Below are 24,918 nucleotides of genomic sequence, written 5' to 3'. Positions count from 1 at the left end.
ATAACGAATATTGCCCTGTCCGGTAACACTTTCGTACATTTGTCTATTTGATTTCTGAGCTATGATATTTTGCTTCATCTCATTTAAAAGTGTCGGGGGAAAGGCATTTCGGGCATTTGAGGGAATTGTGGTCCCATCCTCCAATAAAATAAAACTACGTATATGAAAACCCCGTGAAAAAGTGGTTTCCATCACATTCCTCTGGGGTGGCGTAGCCGGCTCCATAAGTGCATCTGTAAAATACTCCCTGATTAAAAGTGGTGTCATAATCATTACAACAAGAAATATTGATAGACTCACCAGGGAGAAGGCAAGCCATATCTTTACTGTAAGTGAAGTTCTCATTTAGTGGTCATCCTATAGCCATATCCATATATGGTTTCTATCCCTATACTAGGTAATTTCTTTCTAAGACGCCTCACCAGATCATCTACAGAACGATCGGTTCCAACGTAATCCTCTCCCCATATACAATTGATCACCTGCTCCCTAGATAAAGCTTGTCCTTTATGTTTAGCAAAGAGCAAAGCAAGATCAAATTCTTTGGAGGTTAGTTCAATCATGACTTTGTTGTGATAAATTTCTCGCTTTTTTTCATCCAACACATAGGGGCTGATGATGATAGAACCATCAGTGTTCTCATTGGGCTTATTATATACCCGCTCAAGTAATCTGTGGCTGCGAATAACCAGTTCCCTTGGTAAAAACGGCTTCGCTAAATAATCATCACTACCCATTTCAAGCCCCATTATTCGATCAATATCTGCATCTCTGGCTGATATGAAAATCACAGGTACATCCGGCGATTCTTCCCTTATACGACGGAGGAGTTGGTATCCATCAATATCCGGGAGCATTATATCTAAAATCCAAAGATGTGGACGTTCTTGAATTGCTTGAAGGGCTGATTGCCCGTTCTCAAAGGGTCGAACTTGCCAACCTTCCTTTTCCAGGTAATGGGACAATATCTGACTAAGGTTTTTCTCGTCCTCAACAATAAAAATTGTGAACATATTCGACTCCCCTTTAACCCACCTCTATATATTATATAATTTTATTTAATAATCCACCAATACTATACTTCCCCTAATTCAAAAACCCAGACTCCCTTTGAAGGGGAGCCTGGTCCTTGATTTAATCATTTGATTCTGCTAATTTTTCGGCTAATTTTAGATTACGTTCTTTCATCTGAGTAAGTTCTTTTGCCAGAAGTTCCTTTATTTTAGCCGTATCATTATCTTCAATGGCTTGCTTTAATTCAGCCATGGGACCCTTAGCTTTATCAAAGGTCCTCATTCCCTCTAGACCTAAGGCTTTCATTTCCTCTTTAGCCAGCTCGGGAGTGATAGTTCCATCCTTCATTTTCTCGTGAATGGCTTGCATTTTTTCCTTCATTTCATCGGAAAGCTCTGGCCTACCCCCTGGGATATTTTTCATACCTTCACGGAGTGTTTGCATTTTTTCTTTCATTTCATCAGGAAGCTCTGGCCTACCCCCTGGGATATTTTTCATACCTTCACGGAGTGTTTGCATTTTTTCTTTCATTTCATCAGGAAGCTCTGGTTTATCACCCTTTTTCATATCAAAGGCTTTTAATCCTTCGCCATTCTTTCCTTGAAACATTGCTTGCATTTTTTCCTTAGCTTCAACTGATAACTCCTGCTTGTCACCCCGCAATTTCTCTATTCCCAGGGCCTTTAATTCTTCCGCTGCTTGCTCTGGTGTTAATGTACCAGCTTTAATTCCTTCACGAATAGTTTGCATCTTTTCTTTAGCCTCTTCAGAAAGCTCTACCCTTTGCTTATTTAACGGCATCTTGTCCTTAAGCTGAGCCATTAGCTCCTCACTTTCAGCGAGGGTGCTTTTCCACTCCTCCAGGCTCTCGGGTGAATACTTTTCAACTAGCTCAATATAGTTTGTCTTTACATCTCTTTTTTCTTTAAAGGCTTGGAAGGATATCTCCTTTTTTGCAGTGGCTTCGGTATTTATGACTGAATTGGCAGCAAATGAAGCAGTGGGCACCACTAACGCTAAAACCAATGCAGTCGAGACAGCCTTACTCTTCAAATTCTTCAAAATTAAATCCCCCTTTATCTTTTTTTGTATTTGTCCACTCTCAAATTCTAAGAAAAGAATACCGCTAAATTATCAAAGAATTGTGGGAAATCTTGAAACCTAAGTTATTATAAAATCCCCATTTCAGCTAACGCTACACTTTTCTGTGCTAAATAAAAGGCATATCCAGCTGAAAGCCTCTTATCCTTAGCGCTTAAATAATTTAATTCGCTTTGCAATAATGCCAGTTTAGAGATTTGTCCCTTTTCATACCTTTTCATATCCCAATCATAGGACTTCTGTACATTCCTGAAATCTGTCAATGCGATTTTATAGTCCTCCTGTTTAGTTAATACATTACTTATTAGATTATTAGCCGTTTCATTTAATCTGTTCTTTTCCTCTTCTAACTGCAATTCCTTACCCTTAATGTCCATGGATAACAATAATCTCTCATAATAATCGCTTTTATTATCCAGGTCATCACCACTTTGCCTTATATCCCTTTGTAATTTATATAAGGCATCATATTCCCTATTTAGCTGTGCTAAAAAGGCCTCTGACTCAGGTAGATCAGCTTTTTCAGGAACACTGAAGTGGTCTAAGGTTAGTTCATCACTAAAGTCTCTACCCAAAATATCATTTAATTTACCCTTGTTTATATTTAATGAGTTAGTGCTTTCCACTAGTCTTTTATTCAAGTTTGTTATCTCTGTGGTAAGCTGATCAATATTAGCTCGACTACTGCTGCCAAGCTGCAGCTTAGCATACTCAATATTCATTTGAGATTGTTTTAATTCCAATTCCCTCTTTAATGTCTGTAAGCTCTCTTCTTGATTTAAAATGGTGGTATAGTATTGTTCAACCTCGTATTCTAACTGTTTCAGGTACTTGTCGACCTGTTTCTTTAAATCATTGTAGTTGTTCTCAGCACTCCTGGTACTGTTTGATGTATTTATTTTTTCGTACTGTGAATCAAGATTTTTTTCAGCTTCTCTTATATCCTCAGAGGTGGCATCTGGATTTTGCAGCAAGGCATCATAGGCACTGCCTAAGCTATTATATCTTTGCCATTCACTATCACGCTGGTACTCAGCCTGGTTTAGCCTTTGTTTAGCTATATCCCTGTTCAACTCATACTGGGCTAGTTCTCTGCTGTTGGCCTTAGCCAAGGAAATTGCCTTTTCTAGGTTGATCACTTCTCTCTCTTCCTCTGAGGCATAGGCTGCTGAATAACCAGTTAACATAGATACTATAATCATGATAATAATTAGTTTCTGTCTCACTTTAATCACCGCCTATTCATATCTTAAAGCTTCTATTGGATTCAAGTCCGCGGCCTTATATGCCGGGTAAAATCCGAAGAAAACTCCCGTCACCACCGAGAAGACCAATCCTAAGAAAACACCATTCACAGAAGCAACTGCCGGAAGCTCAAAATATGATAACATGGGAATTGTCACAAAACCTATGATTACACCTATTACCCCCCCTACCAAGCTTATAATGACCGCTTCAATTAAAAACTGACTTAGGATTTCTTTCCTTTTAGCTCCTATGGCCTTTAAGGTTCCAATTTCTTTGGTCCTTTCTTTTACCGTCACAAACATTACATTCATAATGCCAATACCACTAACAATCAGTACCACCACTGCCACAGCCAGTAAAAGTAGTGACATGGTCCTGGCTGTCTCCTGAGCTGCGGCCAATCTGCTGCCGGCGTCAAAAATTCGAAATTGCTGTGAGCCACCTATACGATGGGTTTCATCAAGAATGAAGGTAATGTCATCTATAGCTGCCTGTACAGTATCTAATCCTGTGGCTTGTACAATAATGGTGGGGTTAGCCCTGGTGCCTAACAAATACTTTTCTCCCACTGTGTAAGCTATAAAGGCTGAGTCATCGTAGCTTCCCTGTCCGCCGGCATCCCCCACCCGCTCAAATATACCGATTACCTCGAACTTTCTACCACTGATACTGATGCTTTGCCCAACTATTTCAGAAGGGTTGCCATCCGTTAGCAGGTGGGCAAGCTCTGCTCCTAGTACAGCTACCCGGCTCTTTTTCTCTTCATCCTCTTCCTCAAGGGCCCTGCCTTGCTCAATAACTAGATTGTTGCTGTCCTGGAAACCAGGAAGTATAGCCTGGTAGCTGCTTCTGGAGGAGTAATTTGTATAATTGATATCCCCTTGACCACGCAAAACCGGGTAAGCTTCCGCAATATTGGCACTTTCCATGAGCTGTGCTGCATCATCTTTGGTGAGGGGATCTGCAACACTTCCCCTCTGGGCGGCAGAAATCATAATTGTACCAACATTTAATCTAGAATATTGGGCATTGACCTGGTCCTCACTGCCCTTCCCAATTGCCACCACCAAAAAGATTGTGGCTGTACCGACAATAACTCCCAAGGTTGTCAGGAAGGTTCGGGTTTTATTATGGGAAATATTTGTTAAAATTAGTTTAATAAGTTGTTTTAGTCGCAAAGAATCACCTGCTTCTTGTGTAAATGACGGTCTCATTTACGTTTAAGCCTTCCAGTATTTCAACATTGGTTCCATCGGTGAAACCTGCTTTTATCTGTTTCTCGATGGTATTGCCATTTTCATCAATAACATTAACCACTTGCTTACCCTCTACAATTTTAATAGCCCGGTAGGGTACAATTAAGCAATTAGTGACCTCCTTGATGACAAAGGAAACTGAGCAATTCATACCATCCTTTAGCTCACCTGATGGATCAAGAATATCAATTTCAACCTCGTAATTTACTAAACCTGTAGAATCTGAAACCGGCAGGGAATTAACCTTGCTTACTTGACCTGTAAACCTTTGATCCGGCAATGCCTCAACTGTAACATATACCTTTTGCCCAACCTTTATTTGTCCCACATCATACTCTATAACCCTTGTTGAAGCTTTGACAGCATCATTTTCATGAAGCACTGCAAAATCCTGCTCATCAGAGACCCTTTCTCCGGCTTTGTTGGCCAAACTGAGAAGGGTACCGGAGACAGGGGCATATAGAATAGTCTCCTCTAAGTTTTCTAAAGCCATTTTTACCGATAGCTCATCCTGGCTGATGCTTTTGTTTTTTTGGATTTCGTACTTTCTTTTTAAATGCTCATATTCCGTCTCTTTGCCGGCTAACTCCAACTTCTTTAACTTTAACTCGTTAGCTGAATAAGCCTCTGGGATGGTTTCCATCTCATCATATAAATCCCTCTGCCTTTCTAATTCAGCTTCGAGATTCATTAACCTTAGTTCAGAATCCAACAGGTTTGTTATCTCCTGTTCCTGAGAATCGCTTAATTTGGCTAGGGCCAATTGGTACTGATCCTGGTAATCCCGGTCATATAACTTTGCTATAACCGCTCCCTTTTGTACCTCATCTCCCTCAGTCACTAATATTTCTGAAATTGTTCCTTTTACTCCAAACCTTAAATTTACCTTAGAATAGTTTATGTTTCCGTCGGAATCAAAACCTACTATAATATTGTCCCTCGTGACCCTGGCCTGTTCATACTGTATTTCTGTCGTATCATTACTGCTCTTTTTTTGCATCCATACTCCCGTGCCTGCAATTACCAGAACAGTTACCATAACTCCCGCCAGTAAAAGTTTTTTGCTTTTAAGCTGCTTCCACCAGTTTTTAATAATTTTCATGAATCTTACCATCCCGTATGTATGCTATTTTTTTGACCTGATCCGCCACTTCTGTATCATGGGTAATAATCACTATGGTATTTCCTTGTCTGTTTAGCTCCCTAAATATCTCCATGGCATCTCCGCTGGACTTGCTATCCAGGTTCCCCGTTGGTTCATCCGCCAGCAAAAGCTGTGGTGAGCCGATAATGGCCCTGGCAATGGCGACCCTTTGCTGCTGTCCCCCGGAAAGCTCGTTTGGCCTGTGATTAATCCTTTCACTTAACCCAAGCAGACTGAGCTTTTCTTTAGCTAATTGAAAAGCTTTTGCTTCGTCCTCTCCCCTGTACAGCAAGGGAAGCATGACATTTTGGGCAGCTGTTAATCTGGGCAGAAGATTAAACTTCTGAAAGATAAAGCCAATTTTTTTATTCCTTATATCTGCCAATTGATTCTCTTCGGCTGCTAAAACATCTACCCCATCTAAATAGTACTCCCCTGTACTTGGTAAATCCAAGCAGCCAAGTATATTCATTAGGGTGGATTTACCCGACCCGGAAGGACCTAGGATGGCAAAGAAGTCCCCCTGATAGACCTGTAAACTTACATCATCAAGAACCTTTAACTCTTCCGCACCATTCTCGTAAATCTTTACTATGTTTCTGGCATCAATGACACAATTTTTACCCATTATCCACCGCCACCCATTCCTGGCGGCGGCCCAAAACCACCGCCGCCCATGCCTTGACCTCTACCACCTTGTCCTTGACCCTGTCTGTTACCTGCCCCCATGCTGCCGATAACTTGAACTAAGGAGATTTCACCCTCCTGCTTCCAAATCCTTAACATTTGATCCTTTTTAATTTCTGTTAATGCTACTGTACTGGACTCAGCAGAACCCCTCTGCAGCATTACTATGGGTGTTCCTACAGGTATAATAAAGGTCTCAGTCTCATCACTAATGACCATCCTTGGTCCCATGTTCTCCGGCCTTTGACCCTGCTGACTTTGAGCTTGGCCCTGCTGTTGACCTTGCCCTGGATTATTCTGAGCTTCTTCTTGACCAGGGTTTGGCCTTTGACCCTCCCCTGCACCCTCGTTTTGAGCCGTATCCATCTTATAGATTGTGACCTCATTGCCCACAATCTCCTTAACCCTCCCCATTAGCTCAGGGTTCTCACTGGGAATAGCAATCCTTTCTGTTTCAGAATTGGAGGCTACGGTTGCTGCATTTGCCCCTTTATTGGCTTCTCCATTAGTACTACACCCTGATACAAAAGCCAGAATTGCAACCATTAATAGAATTGTTAATTTCTTTAGACCCATGACCTCTCACCCCACGATATTTCTTCCAAGAATAAATGTACTATCCAAATGTGGAATAATTATCAACGGATTGTGGGAAATTGTGAAAGAAGTCAGGCAGGGTTTATCAATAGAACCTCATAGGGATAAATTTTAAATTTATTCGCAGCAGTTAAGGTAATTTCTTCCCCTGACCATCTGTGAGTGCCTAAAATTATTTGTACTCTTCCAATTAATGACCCATCAAGTATCTGGTGTTGGTCAGAAAAGTTCAGTATTACAATCACCTGTTCATGTTCATATTTCCTCCAATAAAATAGTACCTGCTCAGGGGCTTTTTCTAGAAACTCAATACTTCCTACAGAGAGGGCATTGCTGCCTTTCCTGAGCCAAATCAATCTTTTATAGAAATTTATCAGGGAACCTTCCTGTTTAAGCTGGTTTGCTACATTCTTTTCTCTATAATCTTGATTCACCGGAAGCCAGGTAGAAGTATCGGAGAAACCGGCATTTAGTGTGTCATCCCACTGCATTGGAGTCCTTTCAGCATCTCTCCCCTTTATAAAGGGCCACCCTCGCTTACCCAAAGGGTCCTGAATGGCTTTTCTGATAATTTTTCCGTTGGTCATCCCGATTTCTTCACCATAATATATAAAAGGTGTCCCCCTAAGGGTCATAAGCATTGCTGCAGCTACCCTTGCCCTGGCATCGGTGTTTTTTCCCGCTCTGTAGCGATAGTGGTGCCGTGGCTGGTCATGGTTACTTAAAGTGAAATTGGGCCAGGCGTCCTTGGGAAGTGAATTGTAATATTCCTTTATATTTTGATAAAAGCCCCTGGCACTCCAATTTTGGAATAGAAAACTGAAATTAAAGGCCAAATGGAGTTCGTCATTACCAGTGCCGTGATAAGCTACGGCCTCCTTTACACTATTTGTATAAATCTCTCCCACCAGCATCCTATCCTCATATTTATCAGTTATTTTCCTTATTTCCTTACATATATCATGGGTTTCAGGCCTATTCCGATCATAAATATGCTCCTGCACATCAATGGGATTAAAGGATAGCTTCCAGGGGTTATTCCTTAACAGATCGTCCTTGATTAGGTAATTTATCACATCCATTCGGAAGCCATCTACCCCTAGGTCCAGCCAGTATTCAATCATATTGAAAATGGCCTTTTTAACTTCTGAATTCCGCCAGTTCAGCTCCGGCTGATGCTTGGTGAATGTCCCTAGGTAGTACTCTCCTGTGTCTTTGTCATGCCACCAGGCATTCCTCAGTTCGAATACAGCTACCCAATTATTGGGCCTTCTACCATGCCAAATATACCAATCCCGCTTTGGGTTATCCTTTGATTTTTTTGATTCCATGAACCAAGGGTGCTTATCCGATGTGTGGTTTACAACAAGATCCATAATCACCCTTATATTACGTTTATGTGCTTCCTTAATCAGCATCTTAAAATCAGCCATATCCCCAAAAATAGGATCTATGTCCCGATAATCGCTGATATCATAGCCAAAATCCTTCATGGGCGATTTATATATGGGAGATACCCAAATTGCATCTACCCCTAAAGAATTTGTTGTCCCATCGTTTAAATAGTCCAATTTAGAGATAATACCCTTTAAATCACCGATGCCGTCATGGTTGGTGTCCATAAAGCTCCTGGGATATATTTGATATATAACTCCCCTCTTCCACCAGAGGTCTGTGTCATCTTTTATCATCATGCATACTCCCAATTTTATCTAGCTTCCAAATACAGACATGATTAATATAAATCCAGCTTTAGCATCAAATACCCGGGAATATTTGGTTAGTCATTTTATCCATAAAAAAAGAGGCATCCACCGATGCCCCAGATTGTCGAGAAACTACCTATATTCGGGTTTTAATAATCCCTCACGACTCCTATCTCCGCAGTGGACAGCGCTAATCCCTTGCTTCGGGCGAAAATGGGCCGCCTTCGAGTAAACATCGTGTTTACCTCAGGCTTGCCCGGACGTCCATGTCCGGGCACCCATTTTCGCATCCTCAGCTTCGCGAAGCGCTGTTTCCACTGCTCCGAATTTCGCTGCTCGGGATTATTAAAACCCAGTTATATCTTTACAACAGCCTGAGGCATCCACCGATGCCCCTTTTCTGTCTTTACAGCTTATATTTATTTACCATATTCTCTAAGGAGTTTGCCATACTAGCTAAATCCTCCACTGAAGATGCCACTTCCTCCATGGCCGCTGTCTGTTCTTCAGACATGGCTGCTACATTTTGAACCGACTGGGTTATTTCATCAATGGCCGCCGTTACCCTCTGGGTTCCTGCTGCTAGGCCCTTAACTGTTTCTATGATATTCATAAATTGATCGCCAACTTCTCCAATGACCTGGATACCAGTTCTGACATCCTGGGTGCTGCTCTCTATTGCCTCAACGGCCTTCAGGGAGTCATTTTGCATATTGCTGATGAGAGTATAGATTTCTTTAGAAGCTCCGGCAGACTGTTCTGCCAGCTTTCTTACCTCTTCCGCCACCACTGCGAAGCCACGGCCCTGTTCTCCAGCCCTGGCTGCCTCAATGGCAGCATTTAAGGCAAGTAGATTGGTTTGCTCTGCAATGCTATTGATAAGGCTTACAATCTGGGTAACCTGGCTAGATGTATTGTTTAAATTATTGATCACGGTATTTACACTTGCTGTGGATTTTTCAATTGATCCCATCTGAACATGGATTTTATCTATACCCTCTGCTCCCATGTCAGCATATTGATTGGCCTTTTTAGCTGCTTCATCTATTTTCTGGGTGTTGGCTGCCACTTCCTCAGCCCTTTCTGCAACATTACTTACGCTGGCGGTCATTTCACTTATGGTTGCAGAGGTCTGCTGTGAGTTGGCGGACAGTTGATCCGATGCAGTTGCCACAGTTTGAGCTTTCTGCAGGACTTCTACCATTAGCTGCCTGAAGCTTTCGGTCATATCATTCATTGCCCGGGTGAGATCACCCAACTCATCATTATTTTTTATTACAATTTTTTGGGTTAAATCACCGCCATTCTTAGACATGTCCCCCAGCTTATTAAGAACGGAATGTAGGGGATTAATAATTCCCACTTTAGAAAACCAGTATATTAGGAGGATGGTCAACAGGGCAACCACAAGGTTTATGATTACGATAGCGATAATTTTTTTATTTATGATACTGTCCACATCATCCACATATATTCCTGTACTGATTATCCAGTTCCAGGGAGCAAAAAGCTTGTGGTAACCTCTTTTGGGATAAGCCTCGGTTGTACCGGGTTTAGGAAACCAAAAATCTGCAAAATAACCTTCAGCCTGGTTCTTCACCGCACCATCAACAAATTCCCTTACCAGCAGCTTACCTTTAGCATCCTTAGTCTCATATCGATTCGTTCCATCTAGTTGGGGACTAACGGGATGCATAACCACAACATAGTCAGTGTTATCTATCCAAAAGTAGCCGTCTTCACCATACTTCATTTTCTTAATTGCTGCCATAGCATGTTCCTGGGCTTCTTGCCTGCTTAATGTACCGTTTTGCTCTAGGCTTTGATAATGCTCAAGGATAGAATATCCGGATTCTACCAACTCCTTAATCTGCAAGTCCTTTTCATTAAAAATATCCTTCTTCAACTCCGGAATAATGAGGAAGAGATTTAAAAAAATGAATAGAACCACAGGTATTAGACCAATTAGCATTAACTTTGAACCAATGTTTAATTTCTTTTCTTTAAAAAGTTTCATCTACAGTCACCCCACATTTCTTGTAACATAGAATATTTTACCATTGTTAGCCCATTATTTCGTTAACTAAATATTAACTTTTTGTCGATTTGTAAAAATGTAAGGTTTTTGAAATACTTATGAAAAAATTAAGACTGCCGTCTAACCGAAGGGTTTTGACGGCAGTCTTAATTTCAAAGTTATCCTGCCAGATTCCCCCTGGCAAACTGACTATTGTAAAGGTCAGCATAAAAACCACCCTTAGCAATAAGTTGATCATGGCATCCCTGTTCAATAATTTCCCCATTATTCATGACAATAATTGAGTCTGCATCGCGAATGGTGGATAGCCTGTGGGCAATGACAAAGCTGGTCCTGCCTCTCATTAGCTCTTTCATAGCTATTTGGATATTCACCTCTGTTCTGGTGTCTACATTGCTGGTAGCTTCATCTAATATTAAAATAGCAGGATCGGCAAGGAGAGCACGGGCTATGGTTAGGAGCTGTTTTTGCCCCTGAGATATATTAGAGGCCTCTTCATTCAACACCGTATCATAGCCATTAGGCAAGGTTCTAATGAAATGATCCGCGTGGGCAGTCTTGGCCGCCCAAACAACCTCTTCTTCAGTTGCCCCTTCCTTACCGTAGGCAATATTATCCTTAATTGTCCCATTAAATAGCCAGGTGTCTTGAAGCACCATCCCAAACATGCTACGCAGTTCACCCCGCTTCAGATCCTTAATATTAACTCCATCAATCGTTATCTTACCTTCACTTATTCCATAGAAACGCATAAGCAGGTTGATCAAGGTTGTTTTCCCTGCACCGGTGGGTCCAACTATGGCGATGGTTTGGCCTGGCTTAACTTCAAGATTCATATCCCTAATTAGGATCTCATCTTCTTTATAACCAAATTTAACCTTCTCAAAGGCAACCTCTCCCTTGGGTGCTTTTATTTGTACCTTGCTTGGCTCATCAATTTCTTCTTGCTCATCAATAATTTCAAAAACACGCTCAGCAGATGCAATGGTGGATTGGATCACGTTGGCAATGTTAGCCACCTGGGTAATTGGCTGGGAAAATTGTCTGGTATATTGAATAAAGGCTTGAACATCTCCAATTTCAATAGCCCTTCTTGTAACCATTACCCCTCCCATGACACAAACTACTACATAGCCGATATTATTAATAAAGTTCATCAAGGGCATGATGATGCCGGATATAAACTGGGCCTTCCAACCTGAGTTATACAGTTTTTCATTAATCTCCTTGAATTGCTGTACAGATTTATCTTCATGCCCAAAGGCCTTAATTACCTGGTGGCCTGTATACATTTCCTCAACGTGGCCATTAAGCTCTCCTAATGCCCCTTGCTGTCCCATAAAATATTTTTGAGAACGGGAGGCAATGAACATGGTGACAATAAAACTCAGGGGTAGCGTAACAATCAAGACAAGGGTAATTACCGGGCTAATAGTTAACATCATCACAGTTATACCCACAAGGGTAACCACAGAGGTAGTAATTTGCACTAAACTCTGCTGTAAGGTTGTGCTGATATTATCTACATCGTTAATAGCCCTGCTCAGGATTTCACCATGTTTTTGGGCGTCAAAGTATTTAAGGGGCAGCCGGGAAAGCTTGCTATTTATTTCCTTACGCAGGTTATAGACAGTTTTCTGGGCAACTCCTGCCATAATATATTGCTGAATATAGCTAAAGAGAGAGCTAAATAGATAAAGGAATACTAAAGTTATTAGTATTTGAGTAATGAAATCAAAGTCAACCCTAGCCCCTGGTATCCCCTGGGCTTTCAGCATAATGCCTTCAAAAAGTTTGGTGGTAGCCTGACCCAGTATTTTGGGGCTAAAAATATTAAAGACGGTACTAAGGACAGCGGCTAAAAAAACAGCTAAAAACTGATATTTATATGGTTTAAGGTACATCGACAGCCTTTTGAGTGTTCCCTTAAAATCCTTTGCCTTTTGGCCGGGTAAGGTTACCTGAGGGCCAAACCCATGTCCCAAAGCCCCTCCACCAAGCCGCTGCTTTCTATCTTTTCTACTCAAGCGATCTCCTCCTCTGAAATCTGCGAGAAGACAATCTCCCTGTATACCTCACAGTTTTCCATCAACTCCTGGTGCTTACCCTTCCCCACAATTCTACCCTGATTTAGTACAATAATTTGATCTGCATCCCTTACATTGCTTACTCTCTGGGCAACAACCAGCACACTGGAATTAATGATCTCTTTTCTTAGAGCGTCCCGCAATCTTGCATCGGTTTTATAATCAAGGGCGGAGAAACTATCGTCAAAGATATAGATTTCTGGTTTTCTCACCAAGGCCCGGGCGATGGATAAACGCTGTTTCTGACCACCAGAAATATTTGTTCCCCCCTGGGAGATCATGGAGTCATAACCATCCTTCATACCATCAATAAATTCTGATGCCTGTGCCACTTGAGCTGCCTGCTTTATTTCTTCATCCAGGGCAGCTTCATTCCCATAACGAATATTGTCCGAGATGGTACCTGTAAACAGCACTGACTTTTGTGGTACAATCCCAATTTTAGCCCGTAAACTTTCCTGGGACATCTCCCTTATATCTACGCCATTAACTTGGATACTGCCGCTGTCAACATCATAGAATCTAGGAATAAGGTTAACCAATGTGGTTTTTCCAGAGCCTGTCCCACCGATAATTGCCGTGATTTCACCTGGTTTGGTGGTGAAGGTAATGTTTGCAAGGGCAGGTTCTTCTGCCCCTGGATAGCTAAAGGCAACATCTTTAAACTCTACATAGCCTTTTGGGGAAGATACCTGTTCAATAACATAAACTGGATCCTTTATGGATGAAGTCAAATCCAGTACCTCATTAATCCTAGCAGCAGATACCGAGGCCCTGGGAATCATCACAAACATCATGGAAACCATCAATAGTGAGAATAAAATCTGCATGGCGTATTGAAGAAAGGCCATTAAAGCGCCCACCTGCATGTTTCCGTTATCTATTCGTATACTACCGAACCAAATAATAGCTATGGTTGAAAAGTTAAGTACCAACATCATCAGCGGCATCATAGATGCCATAATCCTATTTACCCTTATGGCTGTATTTGTAAGCTCCTGGTTTGCTTCATTAAATCTTTTGCTTTCATAATCGGTTCTGTTAAAGGAGCGAATCACCCTAATGCCAATAAGTCCCTCTCGCAAAACTAAATTTAATTTATCAAGTTTAAGCTGCATGGCCTTAAATAAAGGTATCCCCTTGGAGGCAACCACAAATATAGCCACAGCAAGAAAGGGAATAACCACCACCAAAACTAATGAAAGCTGTGCATCCATGGATACAGCCATGATGATTCCGCCAATGCATAACATGGGAGCCATGATCATCAGCCGCAGCATCATACCAAGGACATGTTGGATTTGTGTAATATCATTTGTTGTCCTGGTAATAAGGGATGCTGTCCCCAGCTTATCAAACTCCTGTAAAGAAAAATTTTCAACATGGGTAAAGACTCTGGCACGAAGATTCTGGCCAAAGCCCGCTGATACCCTGGATGAAAAAAAGTTTGCTACTATGGAACAAAATGTACCCAAGGCGGTAACTAATAGCATTAGAGTACCAATTTTGATAATGTATTGTGTATCTCCCTTTACAATCCCTATATCAACAATATCCGACATTAAAGTAGGTAAATATAAATCGGAAAGAGATTGTAAAAAAATAAGAACCAACACAAGGGCAATATGAAATTTATAGGGTTTAAGTAACCTCAGCAGCTTTATCACTTTTTTATCATCTCCATCTAGTGGCCTTAAATGATCCTATTATCCTGCTCTTTAAAGTAGGTAAAAACCTTAGATAATAAATCCGCCAATTGATTGCTTTGCTCTTCTCCTAAATATTCAACTAAACCATTAAAGGAGGTATAAAAAGCATTCTCAGCCCTCTCGGTAATCTTCTCCCCCTGGCTTGTGAGCTTAATCCGCACTGCCCGTCTATCCGTCTGATCAATATTTCTCTCCACCAATCCCTTGGCTTCTAGGCTCTTTATTAATTGAGTAATAGTTGGAGCAGTTACCTTCAGATACTTACTAATGTCTGATACCTTCATTTCCGATGCATGGGATTTACTTCCTTGTTTTATGCAAAATAATACCTTAATCTCACTATACCTGCATCCATCAATGGTATTTTGATGCCAATCTGCTTTTTTGAACTGCATAAATGAGTTAAATAGTTTTTCTCCTGTAGAACCCGCCTTTAAGACCATTGTTCCACCCCAATCTTTTGAGCTAATTTACTATTGTTAGTAATAAAATTAATTAGGTAGCCTAATTATATTCCTGTCCTTTACAATGTTCAATTTTTGTTTTTTTCCACTTTTAACTTTTATTGTTACCCTTACAAAATAGTTAATTATATTAATTATTAATTGACATAAGTATATATCCTTGTTTATAATCACATTAATAAATTTCAAGGAGATAAAAAATTGGTAGATAAGAAAAAAATTGTCATTGAAATTGATAATTTATATGAAAAAATTACAATTGAGAACAATTGCCAGGTCAAAGAATTGTTGCATCATACTATAACTCCTAGCCAGTTTGTATTACTAAAACTAATTAGTACTAATGAGAACTGCAAGGCTGCAGACATAGCCCATATACTGGGTATATCGCCAGCCGCCACCACAACGATTTTAGACCGCCTTTATAAAAATGATTGGATTGAGCGGGTAAGAAGTGAAAAGGATCGGCGAATCGTTTGGCTTAAACTAACCCAAAAGGGCTTCAAGGTACTAGATGAAATAGACACCAAAAGATTAGAGCTGCTGTTTGACCGTTTTAAAAACCTGTCAGAAGAAGAATTAAATATGATTAAAGGGGCCTATCAGATGGTTTTAAGATCCTTGAAAAATAATTAAATTTAGATATTTAAAAATTAAGATTAAGGAGTGGATGGAGAGATGGAAGTTGTTTTGAATGTCCTGAGTTTATTGTTTATTTTTATGATTGTGAGAAGCGTATTCCGGTTATTTGAGCTATCCCGGATCAAAAAGGCCACCCAAGCAAGGGAAGAAGAGCTTAAGCAAATTAAAATAGAAGAACCAGCAGAAAAGGAAGTAGCAGAAAAGGAAGTAGTAGAAATGGTCCAAGACAACATATGTGGCTGTGCTATCCCTAGGAATAAGGCCTATATTTTAAGTAAAGACGATAAAGAACATTATTTTTGCAGTTGGGACTGCAGGCAAAAATTTATTGACAGTTATCAAGCTTGAGTAAAAACCCTGTGTATATTGGCACAGGGTTTTTTTATACTCTAAAACAGCCCATTGTATCTGATTATTATCCAGACGTTTTTTGCTGTCGTCTAGTTATATCGTAGATACTTTTAAAATTGGCTTGACTTTTTACAAACATAATAATATTATATCTATGAGCTCAGTAGATAATTATAAGAGGTGTTTACAAAATGAATAATATTTCCGAACTGTTTTGGCAAGCCTCCCTTCAGGACATTAAAAAGGGTTTCCTACAGCAGGCTGATGAATTTATTTGTCTCATTTGCGGGAGAAGTTTTTTAGATGGTGTAATTTATCCAAGTGACGGCCAATTATACGAAGCTAAAAAAATTATCCATATCCACGTCCAGCAGGAGCATAAGTCTACATTTCACTTTCTCCTTAATCTGGATAAAAAATTAACAGGTCTAACGGACCACCAGAAAACAATACTTGAACTTTTCTTTGATGGCAATGGTGATAATGAGGTAGCTAAAGCAATTGGCAGCAATAGCACCTCCACCATTCGCAATCATCGCTTCAGCCTGCGGGAAAAGCAGAAGCAAGCAAAAATATTCCTGGCCATTATGGAATTGCTAGGTGAGAGGGTTCCAAAAAAGAGTTCCTTCATTGAAATCCCGAGGAACACCAAGATGGTAGATGACCGTTTTGCTATCACCGAGGAAGACAGCAAAAAAATATTAGGGGCTTATTTTAAACAAGGACTCCATGGTCCCCTTGAACTATATCCACTGAAGGAGAAAAAGAGGGTTGTAATATTAAGGCATCTTATAAAAAGCTTTGATGTTGATAAGACCTATGCTGAAAAAGAAGTTAATGAGATTTTAAAAAAATACTATAGCGACTATGTCTTACTCCGTCGTAATTTAATAGATTATGGGTTTATGGAGCGAACCCAAGACGGTAGTTTGTATTGGGTTAAATTGTAGATGTAACCCTAAATAATAAAAAAGGAAGTTGAATATTTTGAGCAATAGAAGAGAACTTATATTAAACTATAAGCAAAGTACCCGTCCCATGGGAGTATATCAAATAAAGAATCAGAAAACAGGTAAAATTTTTATTGGTGGCAGTCTGAATCTGCCAGGCAGTTTTAATAGCCACCGTTTTCAACTAAATTACAGGGTTCATCGAAATATTAAATTGCAGGAAGATTGGCATTTATTTGGTCAGGATGCCTTCACCTTTGATATTCTAGAGACTATTAACCCTGAGGAAATAGCAAAGGAACAATGGCGGGATGCAGTTTCAAAACTGGAGGAAGAGTGGCTGGCAAAACTTAGCCCTTATAATAATAAGGGCTACAACAAGCAAAAGATAAAAAGATGACTATCCTCTGCACAGCAAGGCCCCTAATATCCTAGGACATTAGGGGCCTATCTCTAACTAGCATTGTGTGACAAATTTGGCCTTCGCCTCTGCACGCCTGCGGTGCAAAATTGGCTCAGTATAGCCATTTGGCTGCTCCCGGCCTTTGAATACAAGGTCACATGCAGCTTGGAAGGCCACAGAATTATTATAGTCTTTAGACATGGGGCGGTAGAAAGGATCACCTGCATTTTGCTCATCCACCACCTTGGCCATTCTTTTCAATGTCTCTAATACCTGTTCCTCGGTACAAATACCATGATACAGCCAATTGGCCATATGCTGGCTGGAAATTCGCAACGTAGCCCTGTCCTCCATGAGCCCTACATTATTTATATCTGGCACCTTTGAGCAGCCGATACCCTGCTCCACCCAGCGAACTACATAGCCTAATATACTCTGGGCATTGTTATCCAATTCCTGCTGGATTTCCTCACTGCTCCATTTAGGGTCATTAGTCACAGGTATCTGTAAGATATCATCCAAGGAAGCCTGGAATTTCCCTGACAGTTTTTTCTGAACCTCGGGTACATTAATTTGATGGTAATGCAATGAATGTAAGGTGGCTGCGGTTGGTGAAGGTACCCAGGCCGTGTTGGCCCCGGCTAATAGCTGGCCGGCCTTTTGCTTAACCATATCATCCATGCGATCCGGCATGGCCCACATTCCTTTCCCTATCTGGGCCTTCCCTTGCATACCACATGCTAAGCCCACATCCACATTCCACTGTTCATAAGCTTGCAGCCACTTGGAGTTTTTCATTTCGTTCTTACGAATCATGGGTCCTGCTTCCATAGAAGTATGTATTTCATCCCCGGTGCGATCCAAAAATCCAGTGTTGATGAAAACAACCCTTTCCTTAACTTTACTAATGCAGGACTTCAAATTCAAGGTTGTCCGGCGTTCTTCATCCATAACACCGATTTTTATAGTATTCCTGGCCAGTTCCAGCATGTCTTCAATCCGCGCAAAAAGTTTATCAGCAAAGGCCACTTCCTCTGAGCCGTGCATTTTGGGCTTAACTATGTATATGGAGCCTTGCCGAGAATTTTTATACTTGCTGTTACCTAAAAGATCATGTTTGGCAATTAGGCTTGTAAAAACACCGTCTAAAATTCCTTCCGGCACTTCCTTGCCATCCTGATCCAGCACAGCGTTTATGGTCATTAGATGTCCAACATTCCTAACCAATAGGAGGGAACGTCCGGCTAGCTTGATTTCCCCTCCAGCAGGAGAGTTATAACTGCGATCTGGGCTGAGTTCCCTGACGATCCCTTGGTCACCCTTTTTGAAGGTAGCTTTTAGGTCTCCCTTGATTAGCCCCAACCAATTACGATAAACCAGCACCTTATCATCTGCATCTACGGCTGTTACCGAATCTTCACAATCAACAATGGTGGTTAGGGCAGCTTCCATTAGTATGTCCTTTACCCCAGCCTTATCATCTCTACCGATCGAGTGGTTTCTGTCAATTTGAACTTCAAAGTGGAGCCCATTATTTTGGAATAATATAGCCGTAGGCGCTTCCGGCTGCCCCAGATAGCCCACAAATTTTGAATTATCCTTAAGCTCAGTGATTTCACCGTTTCCAAGTTTAGCCTTTAGTTTTGCCCCTGAGATGATATACTGAATCACCTCTTTATGGGACTGCTCCATTAAGGGTACTGTCTGATTTAAAAAATCCCTTGCAAAGGCTATTACCCTTTCCCCTCGAACAGGATCATATCCCTTCCCGCACTCAGCCCCCTCATAACTAATGGCATCGGTTCCATAAAGGGCATCATAAAGACTACCCCACCTGGCATTGGCAGCGTTGATGGCATAACGGGCATTTGTCGCAGGAACCACCAATTGGGGACCAGCTTGTGCTGCAACTTCACTGTCTACCCTTTGGGTGGTAATTGTAAAATCTCCCACTTCAGGTTCTAGATAACCGATGCCCTTTAAAAACTCTTTGTACTCTGTAAAATCAAAGTTTCCCTGGTTTTTCTTGTGCCAGGTGTCTATTTGGCCCTGCAGCTCGTCCCTACGGGCTAATAAATTTTTATTTTGCAGGGTCAGGTCGCTAATCAATAATTCTAAATCAGACCAAAACTTTTCCCTGTCCAGGCCACTGCCAGGAAGAACTTCTAAATTAACAAAGTCAAAAAGGACCTGGGATACTTGAATTTTGCCGGTCTTTATATAGTTTTCCAAATCATCACTGCCCCTCTGCATTTTCCATTTAATTACTCATGATTTGTTTGAACTCCTCAAATTTAAGACTATGTAAGGCATCCAGGAAATTCACTGCAAAGGAACCAGGACCCTGACTATTGGCAGCTGCCTTTTCAGCAGCAGCCCCATAATAGGCTAAAGCCGCTAGAACTCCCAGGGCTTTGTCCTCTGAAACAGCCATAAAGGCCCCAGCTAAGGAACTTAGGGCACAGCCTGTCCCTGTGACCAGCTGAAGAAGTGCATGCCCGGACTTATTAGAAAAGGTCCTTTGACCATCGGTCACATAATCAACCGTCCCTGTGGCTGCTATCAAAATTCCCCTTTGCTTAGCTAAATTAGTAATATTCTCTATATTAATCTCACTACCTACACTATCAACACCCTTTGTCTGTCCTGAAATGCCTGCTAAGAAGCTGATTTCCCCATAATTACCCCTTACTAAATCTAGTTTAACCTGATTGATAATGTCACTAGCAGTCTGATTTCGATAAGAGGTGGCACCAATTCCTACCGGATCAAAAACAACCAGCTTATGCTCCTCATTCGCTGCTTTACCTGCCTTTAAAAAGTATTCCACTTGTCTTGGGTGTAGCGTACCCATATTTAGAACTAATACATCTACAATTTTAGATAGTTCCAGGGCCTCTTGCTCTCCCTCTGACATAAGGGGCGACGCCCCTACAGCTAAAAGTACGTTGGCTGTAAAATTTGTTACTACAGTGTTTGTTAGATTACAAACCAGGGGGTTCCTGCTCTTAACCTCCTGCCGAATAGACCATAAACTATCATAAGCATACATGAAAAAACACCTCTTATTTTTTAGACTTAATCTTCACTAGCGGAGCAATATCCATTACTTTATCTTAATCATATGTTTTATATTTTATCAGATTATCAAAGGAAGTTTCTGATAAATTATAGAATCAATAATACTAATGCTATAAATTATCAGATCACAGGGAGGATATCATGAGATTTGAATATAAATGTGTGCTGATTTTGGGTACAGGGGGACGTACAACTAGAATACTCAATGAATACGGACAGCAAGGGTGGGAGCTTGTTACGGTAGTTTGGGCATGGCATTATTTTAAAAAACCTGTAAGATAAAATCAAAAGACCACCTGCTGTAAAAAAGCAGGTGGCTTTGGATAATTATTGTAAAGACTTGAGTATGTCAAATAACTCCTGATTATTGGGCTTTTTCTCGATTGGGTGTACATCGATAAAACGAATGATTCCCTCTTTATCAACAATGAATAATGCCCTTTCTGCAATTCCTGGAAAAGGATCTCCCTCACGAAGTATTCCGTATTGCTTGGTAACCTCGCCATGGGGGTAAAAATCAGCACAAAGGGGATAGCTTATTCCGCCAATGGACTTTTGCCATGCTTCATGACTTGGTATGCTGTCAACGCTTATACCCAGAACCTGGGTATTTAACTCTTCAAAACGAGATAAGTCCTGCTCGTATGAAGGTAATTGCAATCCTCAAACTGGAGTCCAATTAAGGGGATAAAAAGCAATAAATACATTTTTCTTGCCGTGGAAATCACTAAGCTTAACAGTGCGTTCACCGTGCGCCTTAAGGGTGAAGTCGGGGGCCCTATCTCCCACCTTTAGGGTTTTTGTTTGAGTGGCACCCTGGGGCATTGTTTTTCCTCCCTACTATTTCAATTTGGCATCTAACCATAGAAATAGTTTTTACTCCACTAGATTACTTATACATAAACCTTATAAAAAACAATCTCTTGTTATAAGATAGGCCTATTCTTCAGAATTCCATATACTATGGCCCTTGTTCAGCAACTTTTTCGAATAACCAATGGGGTCCATTCCATTTTTTATTTGTACTATGATAAGATATGATGGGATATATTACTGACCACTGTCTTAAGGAGAATTTGTTGATGATATATAAAAGTATGAAAGAGTGTATTATTGATCTTGAAAGGCACGGTCATCTTGTAAGAATAAAGGAAGAAGTAGATCCGAATCTGGAGATGGCCGAGATTCATCGTCGTGTCTATCAGAGGGGAGGTCCTGCCATTCTCTATGAGAGGGTGAAGGGCAGTCCCTTCCCCGCTGTCTCAAATATATTCGGCACCCTGGAGCGGGCTCGCTTCATCTTCAGGAATACCCTGGACAAGGTTATGAAGCTTATGCAGGTGCCGGCCAACCCCATGGCAATCATCCGGCGTCCCTGGGAATATGCAGGTCTATCAATGACTGGTTTAACGGCCCTACCTAAAAAAGTTGGTTCTGGCCCGGTACTTCATGGACAAACAACTATCAGCCAACTGCCCCAGGTAAAATGCTGGCCCCAAGATGGTGGGCCCTTTATCCTTCTCCCCCAGGTCTATTCTGAAGATCCCCTCAGACCTGGCATCATGCATTCTAACCTTGGAATGTACAGGGTTCAACTATCGGGTAACCAGTATATTAAAGATAAAGAGATTGGCCTGCATTACCAAATCAGACGGGACATTGGACTTCATCATGCTAATGCCCTTAAAAAAGGGGAGCCCCTTAAAGTCAGTATCTTTGTTGGCGGACCCCCAAGTCATACTCTGGCTGCAATTATGCCCCTGCCGGAAGCTATACCGGAGGCGGTATTTGCCGGTCTCCTGGCAGGGCGTCGATTTAGATACACCTATCGTAATGGCTATGCCCTTTCAACAGACGCGGATTTTTGCATTATTGGCACTGTTACTCCTGGAAAAACAAAGCCGGAAGGACCCTTCGGTGACCATCTGGGCTACTATTCCCTCCACCATGAATTCCCTTACCTCAATGTGGAGCAGGTATATCATCGCAAGGATGCCATTTGGCCCTTTACTGTGGTAGGAAGACCGCCCCAGGAGGATACAGTATTTGGAAAACTGATCCACGAGATTGTAGACCCAGTGGTTCCTACTTCAATCCCCGGCGTAGAAGCTCTCCATGCCGTAGACGCGTCCGGTGTGCACCCTCTTCTGTTAGCCATTGGCAGAGAGCAGTTCATTCCCTATGCACCCAGAGAACCCCGGGAAATACTTACTTTAGCTAATTCTATCCTGGGCTTTGGACACTGCTCCCTAGCTAAATACCTATTTATTGCTGCCAAAGAGGATCATCCTGGTTTGGACGTATACGATATTCAAGCATATTTCAGCCATGTGCTGGAAAGGGTAGATTGGCGCCGAGACTTACACTTCCAAACCATGACCACCATAGACACCCTGGATTACTCAGGCACCGGCTTCAACCGGGGCTCTAAACTTGTAATAGCTGCTGCTGGAGAACCGAAACGCAGTTTGGCTAAAAGTCTTAGCAGCGATTTAAAACTGCCGGACGGCTTTGCTAGGCCGGCTTTAGCACTACCCGGTGTAGTGGTGATAAGTGCACCTCCATACATAGACACTAAAACAGGAGAGAAGGATGCCCAAGAGTTGGCAAACCATTTAGCTAAAACAGATTATCCAGAGGATATCGCTCTAATTGTACTCACCGAAGACAGCGAATTTGCAGCCCGGCATATAAACAATTTCCTCTGGGTCACCTTTACCCGATCTAATCCCTCCCATGATGTATATGGAGTGAATAGCTTTACAGAGTATAAGCACTGGGGTTGTATGGGACCCCTAATAATAGATGCACGTCTAAAACCCCACCATGCACCGCCTCTAATTGAATCCCCTGAAGTAACCAGTAAGGTAGACAGGCTGTGTGCCAAAGGCGGTAGCCTGCACGGAATCTTATAAAAAAATTATCAAGGTATAGAGTCGTCTAACGCTCTATACCTCTTTTTATTTTTAATTAATAATTAACCATGACTGGATTCATACTAGCTTTATGGGGAGGTGAATCTACATGAATGATCAAGATAACCTAATATCAAAGTTTGCACTAATCACAGCTTCCGCTCTGGGTGGAATATATCTCACCAGAAAAGTCATTGACTATACGGCAGACTGGATTACCTATAACATTACCACGGACAAATATGAAAAGAACCTTTGGATGCTTGCCACATCAATACAAAGATATGGTATTAATAAACTTGTACAAACCGAATTGAGGTCAAAAACCGATAGTTTCATTGAGAGACCCATTGGTGGACCCAATAGCTATAATTATTTAGATAAAATTATGTTTAACATAGCCCAGCTACACAAGTTACCAACTAAGAGGGAAACCAATATTGACACCAATGTAGTAATTGGGCCCAAGGCGAAAAAACCCCTAAAGCTTAAAATTCCCATTTTAGTTGCCGGTATGTCCTATGGACTTGCCCTTACTGAGGCCTACAAAATAGCCTTTGCCAAGGGAGCCAGTGCTGTCGGAACATCTACCAATACCGGCCTCGGCCCTTGGCTGGAAAAGGAAAGACAGGCTGCTAAGCATTTAATCCTACAGTACTCCCGTATCAGTTGGAATAAAAAGATTAAATATTTAAAGCAAAGTGATGCCATCGAGATACAGTTCGGCCAGGGAGCAAATGCAGGCGCCGGTAAAACCCTTAAGGCAGAAAATATGAATGAAAAGCTCCGTAGCAGGCTTGGGCTGCAAAGGGGCCAGGATGCGGTAATACACAACAGGTTAGAAGGTATAGAATCGGAGCAAGATTTAAAGGCCCTCATAGGCAAATTAAGAGAGGTAACAAATGGCGTACCCATAGGAGTAAAAATAGGTGCCGGTAAATATCTGGAAGATGATTTAAGGATAATTGTCCAGGCAGGAGCGGATTTCGTAAGTGTTGACGGGGCTGAAGCAGGAACTCACGGCTCCTTACCCACCTTGGAGGATGATTTTGGAGTTCCAACAGCCATTGCCGCAGCCAGGGCAGGAAATTTCTGGGAGCACAATAACTTAAAGGGCAGGGTAAGCCTTTTAGTTGGCGGGGGAATCTCCACCCCTGGTGACTGTCTTAAAATCATGGCCCTTGGTGCAGATGCAGTTTATTTAGGGACAGCCATTCTCTATGCCACCACCCATACCCAGGTTTTAAAAGTAGTTCCCTTTGAACCTCCTACCCAGTTAGCCTGGCAAGAGGGTAAGTACAGTGGAAAGTTTGATATCAATAAAGGTGCTAAAAGTCTGGCCAGATTCCTACGGTCCACTGTCTATGAAATGGAAGAGGCGGTTAAAGCATTGGGAAAGAGCTCCGTAGGAGAAGTTTCTAAGGAAGATATTTTCTCCCTGGATAAGGATATGGCGGAACTTTCGGGCATTGCTTTTGCTTTTAGCGGGCAAACAAAATCCAACTAAATTAACTGGGGATACAGC

Annotated in this window: 22 protein-coding genes and 1 pseudogene; 7 read left to right on the top strand and 16 right to left on the bottom strand. The window is 41.5% G+C overall.

Annotated features, from left to right (window positions below; genetic code table 11):
• The 13 genes and pseudogenes from P6N53_RS05410 to P6N53_RS05350 form a co-directional block, all read right to left on the bottom strand.
• A pseudogene (locus P6N53_RS05410) lies at positions 1–345 on the bottom strand (sensor histidine kinase); the annotation flags it as partial.
• The gene (locus P6N53_RS05405; protein WP_304541734.1) at positions 342–1,013 is read right to left on the bottom strand and encodes a response regulator transcription factor; all 672 of its coding nucleotides are present in this window, start codon (positions 1,011–1,013) and stop codon (positions 342–344) included. The gene P6N53_RS05405 and the pseudogene P6N53_RS05410, both read right to left, overlap by 4 nt.
• A 121-nt stretch (positions 1,014–1,134) precedes the next feature.
• Positions 1,135–2,076: a hypothetical protein gene (locus tag P6N53_RS05400; protein WP_304541733.1), complete on the bottom strand. Its 942-nt coding sequence runs from the start codon at positions 2,074–2,076 to the stop codon at positions 1,135–1,137.
• Positions 2,077–2,183: 107 nt separating this feature from the next.
• Positions 2,184–3,341: a TolC family protein gene (locus P6N53_RS05395; RefSeq protein WP_304541732.1), complete on the bottom strand. Its 1,158-nt coding sequence runs from the start codon at positions 3,339–3,341 to the stop codon at positions 2,184–2,186.
• Between the two features lie 12 nt (positions 3,342–3,353).
• The gene (locus P6N53_RS05390) at positions 3,354–4,577 is read right to left on the bottom strand and encodes an ABC transporter permease (protein ID WP_304541731.1); all 1,224 of its coding nucleotides are present in this window, start codon (positions 4,575–4,577) and stop codon (positions 3,354–3,356) included.
• The gene (locus P6N53_RS05385) at positions 4,546–5,721 is read right to left on the bottom strand and encodes an efflux RND transporter periplasmic adaptor subunit (RefSeq protein ID WP_304541730.1); all 1,176 of its coding nucleotides are present in this window, start codon (positions 5,719–5,721) and stop codon (positions 4,546–4,548) included. Before P6N53_RS05385 ends, P6N53_RS05390 begins: the two co-directional genes overlap by 32 nt.
• A complete protein-coding gene (locus P6N53_RS05380; RefSeq protein WP_304541729.1) occupies positions 5,708–6,391 on the bottom strand; it encodes an ABC transporter ATP-binding protein in 684 nt (227 codons plus the stop codon). Before P6N53_RS05380 ends, P6N53_RS05385 begins: the two co-directional genes overlap by 14 nt.
• Positions 6,391–7,026 (bottom strand): hypothetical protein, encoded by a 636-nt coding sequence (locus tag P6N53_RS05375; RefSeq protein WP_304541728.1) that lies wholly within the window; start codon positions 7,024–7,026, stop codon positions 6,391–6,393. The genes P6N53_RS05380 and P6N53_RS05375 overlap by 1 nt, the downstream gene beginning before the upstream one ends.
• 92 nt (positions 7,027–7,118) lie before the next feature.
• The gene (locus P6N53_RS05370) at positions 7,119–8,741 is read right to left on the bottom strand and encodes an alpha-amylase family glycosyl hydrolase (protein ID WP_304541727.1); all 1,623 of its coding nucleotides are present in this window, start codon (positions 8,739–8,741) and stop codon (positions 7,119–7,121) included.
• Positions 8,742–9,159: 418 nt separating this feature from the next.
• Entirely contained in the window at positions 9,160–10,770 is a 1,611-nt protein-coding gene (locus tag P6N53_RS05365; RefSeq protein ID WP_304541725.1) for a methyl-accepting chemotaxis protein, read from the bottom strand.
• Positions 10,771–10,949: 179 nt separating this feature from the next.
• Entirely contained in the window at positions 10,950–12,818 is a 1,869-nt protein-coding gene (locus P6N53_RS05360; RefSeq protein WP_304541724.1) for an ABC transporter ATP-binding protein, read from the bottom strand.
• Entirely contained in the window at positions 12,815–14,545 is a 1,731-nt protein-coding gene (locus P6N53_RS05355; RefSeq protein WP_304541723.1) for an ABC transporter ATP-binding protein, read from the bottom strand. The genes P6N53_RS05360 and P6N53_RS05355 overlap by 4 nt, the downstream gene beginning before the upstream one ends.
• Before the next feature lie 26 nt (positions 14,546–14,571).
• On the bottom strand, positions 14,572–15,030 hold the full coding sequence (locus tag P6N53_RS05350) for a MarR family winged helix-turn-helix transcriptional regulator (protein WP_304541722.1): 459 nt from the start codon (positions 15,028–15,030) through the stop codon (positions 14,572–14,574).
• Between the two features lie 222 nt (positions 15,031–15,252).
• Here P6N53_RS05350 and P6N53_RS05345 point away from each other — a divergent pair, with 222 nt between their 5' ends.
• The 4 genes from P6N53_RS05345 (at position 15,253) to P6N53_RS05330 (ending at position 17,394) form a co-directional block, all read left to right on the top strand.
• Positions 15,253–15,687: a MarR family transcriptional regulator gene (locus P6N53_RS05345; RefSeq protein ID WP_304541721.1), complete on the top strand. Its 435-nt coding sequence runs from the start codon at positions 15,253–15,255 to the stop codon at positions 15,685–15,687.
• 42 nt (positions 15,688–15,729) lie between these two features.
• Positions 15,730–16,041, top strand: a complete 312-nt coding sequence (locus P6N53_RS05340; protein ID WP_304541720.1) for a transcriptional regulator — start codon at positions 15,730–15,732, stop codon at positions 16,039–16,041.
• 194 nt (positions 16,042–16,235) lie between these two features.
• Positions 16,236–16,994 (top strand): DUF2087 domain-containing protein, encoded by a 759-nt coding sequence (locus P6N53_RS05335; RefSeq protein WP_304541718.1) that lies wholly within the window; start codon positions 16,236–16,238, stop codon positions 16,992–16,994.
• Positions 16,995–17,031: 37 nt separating this feature from the next.
• Positions 17,032–17,394, top strand: a complete 363-nt coding sequence (locus P6N53_RS05330) for a GIY-YIG nuclease family protein (RefSeq protein ID WP_304541717.1) — start codon at positions 17,032–17,034, stop codon at positions 17,392–17,394.
• A 57-nt stretch (positions 17,395–17,451) separates the two neighbouring features.
• Here the strand turns inward: P6N53_RS05330 and P6N53_RS05325 are convergent, their stop codons facing one another.
• Positions 17,452–19,629, bottom strand: a complete 2,178-nt coding sequence (locus tag P6N53_RS05325; RefSeq protein ID WP_304541716.1) for a malate synthase G — start codon at positions 19,627–19,629, stop codon at positions 17,452–17,454.
• A gap of 28 nt (positions 19,630–19,657) precedes the next feature.
• Positions 19,658–20,449: a hydroxyethylthiazole kinase gene (gene thiM / locus P6N53_RS05320; RefSeq protein ID WP_304541714.1), complete on the bottom strand. Its 792-nt coding sequence runs from the start codon at positions 20,447–20,449 to the stop codon at positions 19,658–19,660.
• A gap of 170 nt (positions 20,450–20,619) precedes the next feature.
• Here thiM and P6N53_RS05315 point away from each other — a divergent pair, with 170 nt between their 5' ends.
• A complete protein-coding gene (locus tag P6N53_RS05315) occupies positions 20,620–20,760 on the top strand; it encodes a DUF4177 domain-containing protein (RefSeq protein ID WP_304541713.1) in 141 nt (46 codons plus the stop codon).
• Between the two features lie 45 nt (positions 20,761–20,805).
• On the opposite strand, the gene P6N53_RS05310 is transcribed toward P6N53_RS05315, so the two are convergent.
• Entirely contained in the window at positions 20,806–21,303 is a 498-nt protein-coding gene (locus P6N53_RS05310) for a peroxiredoxin (RefSeq protein WP_304541712.1), read from the bottom strand.
• Positions 21,304–21,560: 257 nt separating this feature from the next.
• Between P6N53_RS05310 and P6N53_RS05305 the strand changes: the two genes are divergently transcribed.
• Both P6N53_RS05305 and P6N53_RS05300 read left to right on the top strand, forming a co-directional pair.
• Positions 21,561–23,393 carry a UbiD family decarboxylase gene (locus tag P6N53_RS05305; protein ID WP_304541711.1) on the top strand — a complete coding sequence of 611 codons (1,833 nt, stop codon included), beginning with the start codon at positions 21,561–21,563 and terminating at the stop codon, positions 23,391–23,393.
• A gap of 109 nt (positions 23,394–23,502) precedes the next feature.
• Entirely contained in the window at positions 23,503–24,900 is a 1,398-nt protein-coding gene (locus tag P6N53_RS05300; RefSeq protein WP_304541710.1) for an FMN-binding glutamate synthase family protein, read from the top strand.
• Positions 24,901–24,918: the final 18 nt, after the last annotated feature.

Source organism: Desulforamulus aquiferis (assembly GCF_030577015.1).
Classification (GTDB): Bacteria; Bacillota; Desulfotomaculia; order Desulfotomaculales; family Desulfotomaculaceae; genus Desulfotomaculum; species Desulfotomaculum aquiferis.
The sequence above is the reverse complement of the archived record's forward strand: the minus strand, read 5'-3'. Positions and strand labels throughout refer to the sequence as shown.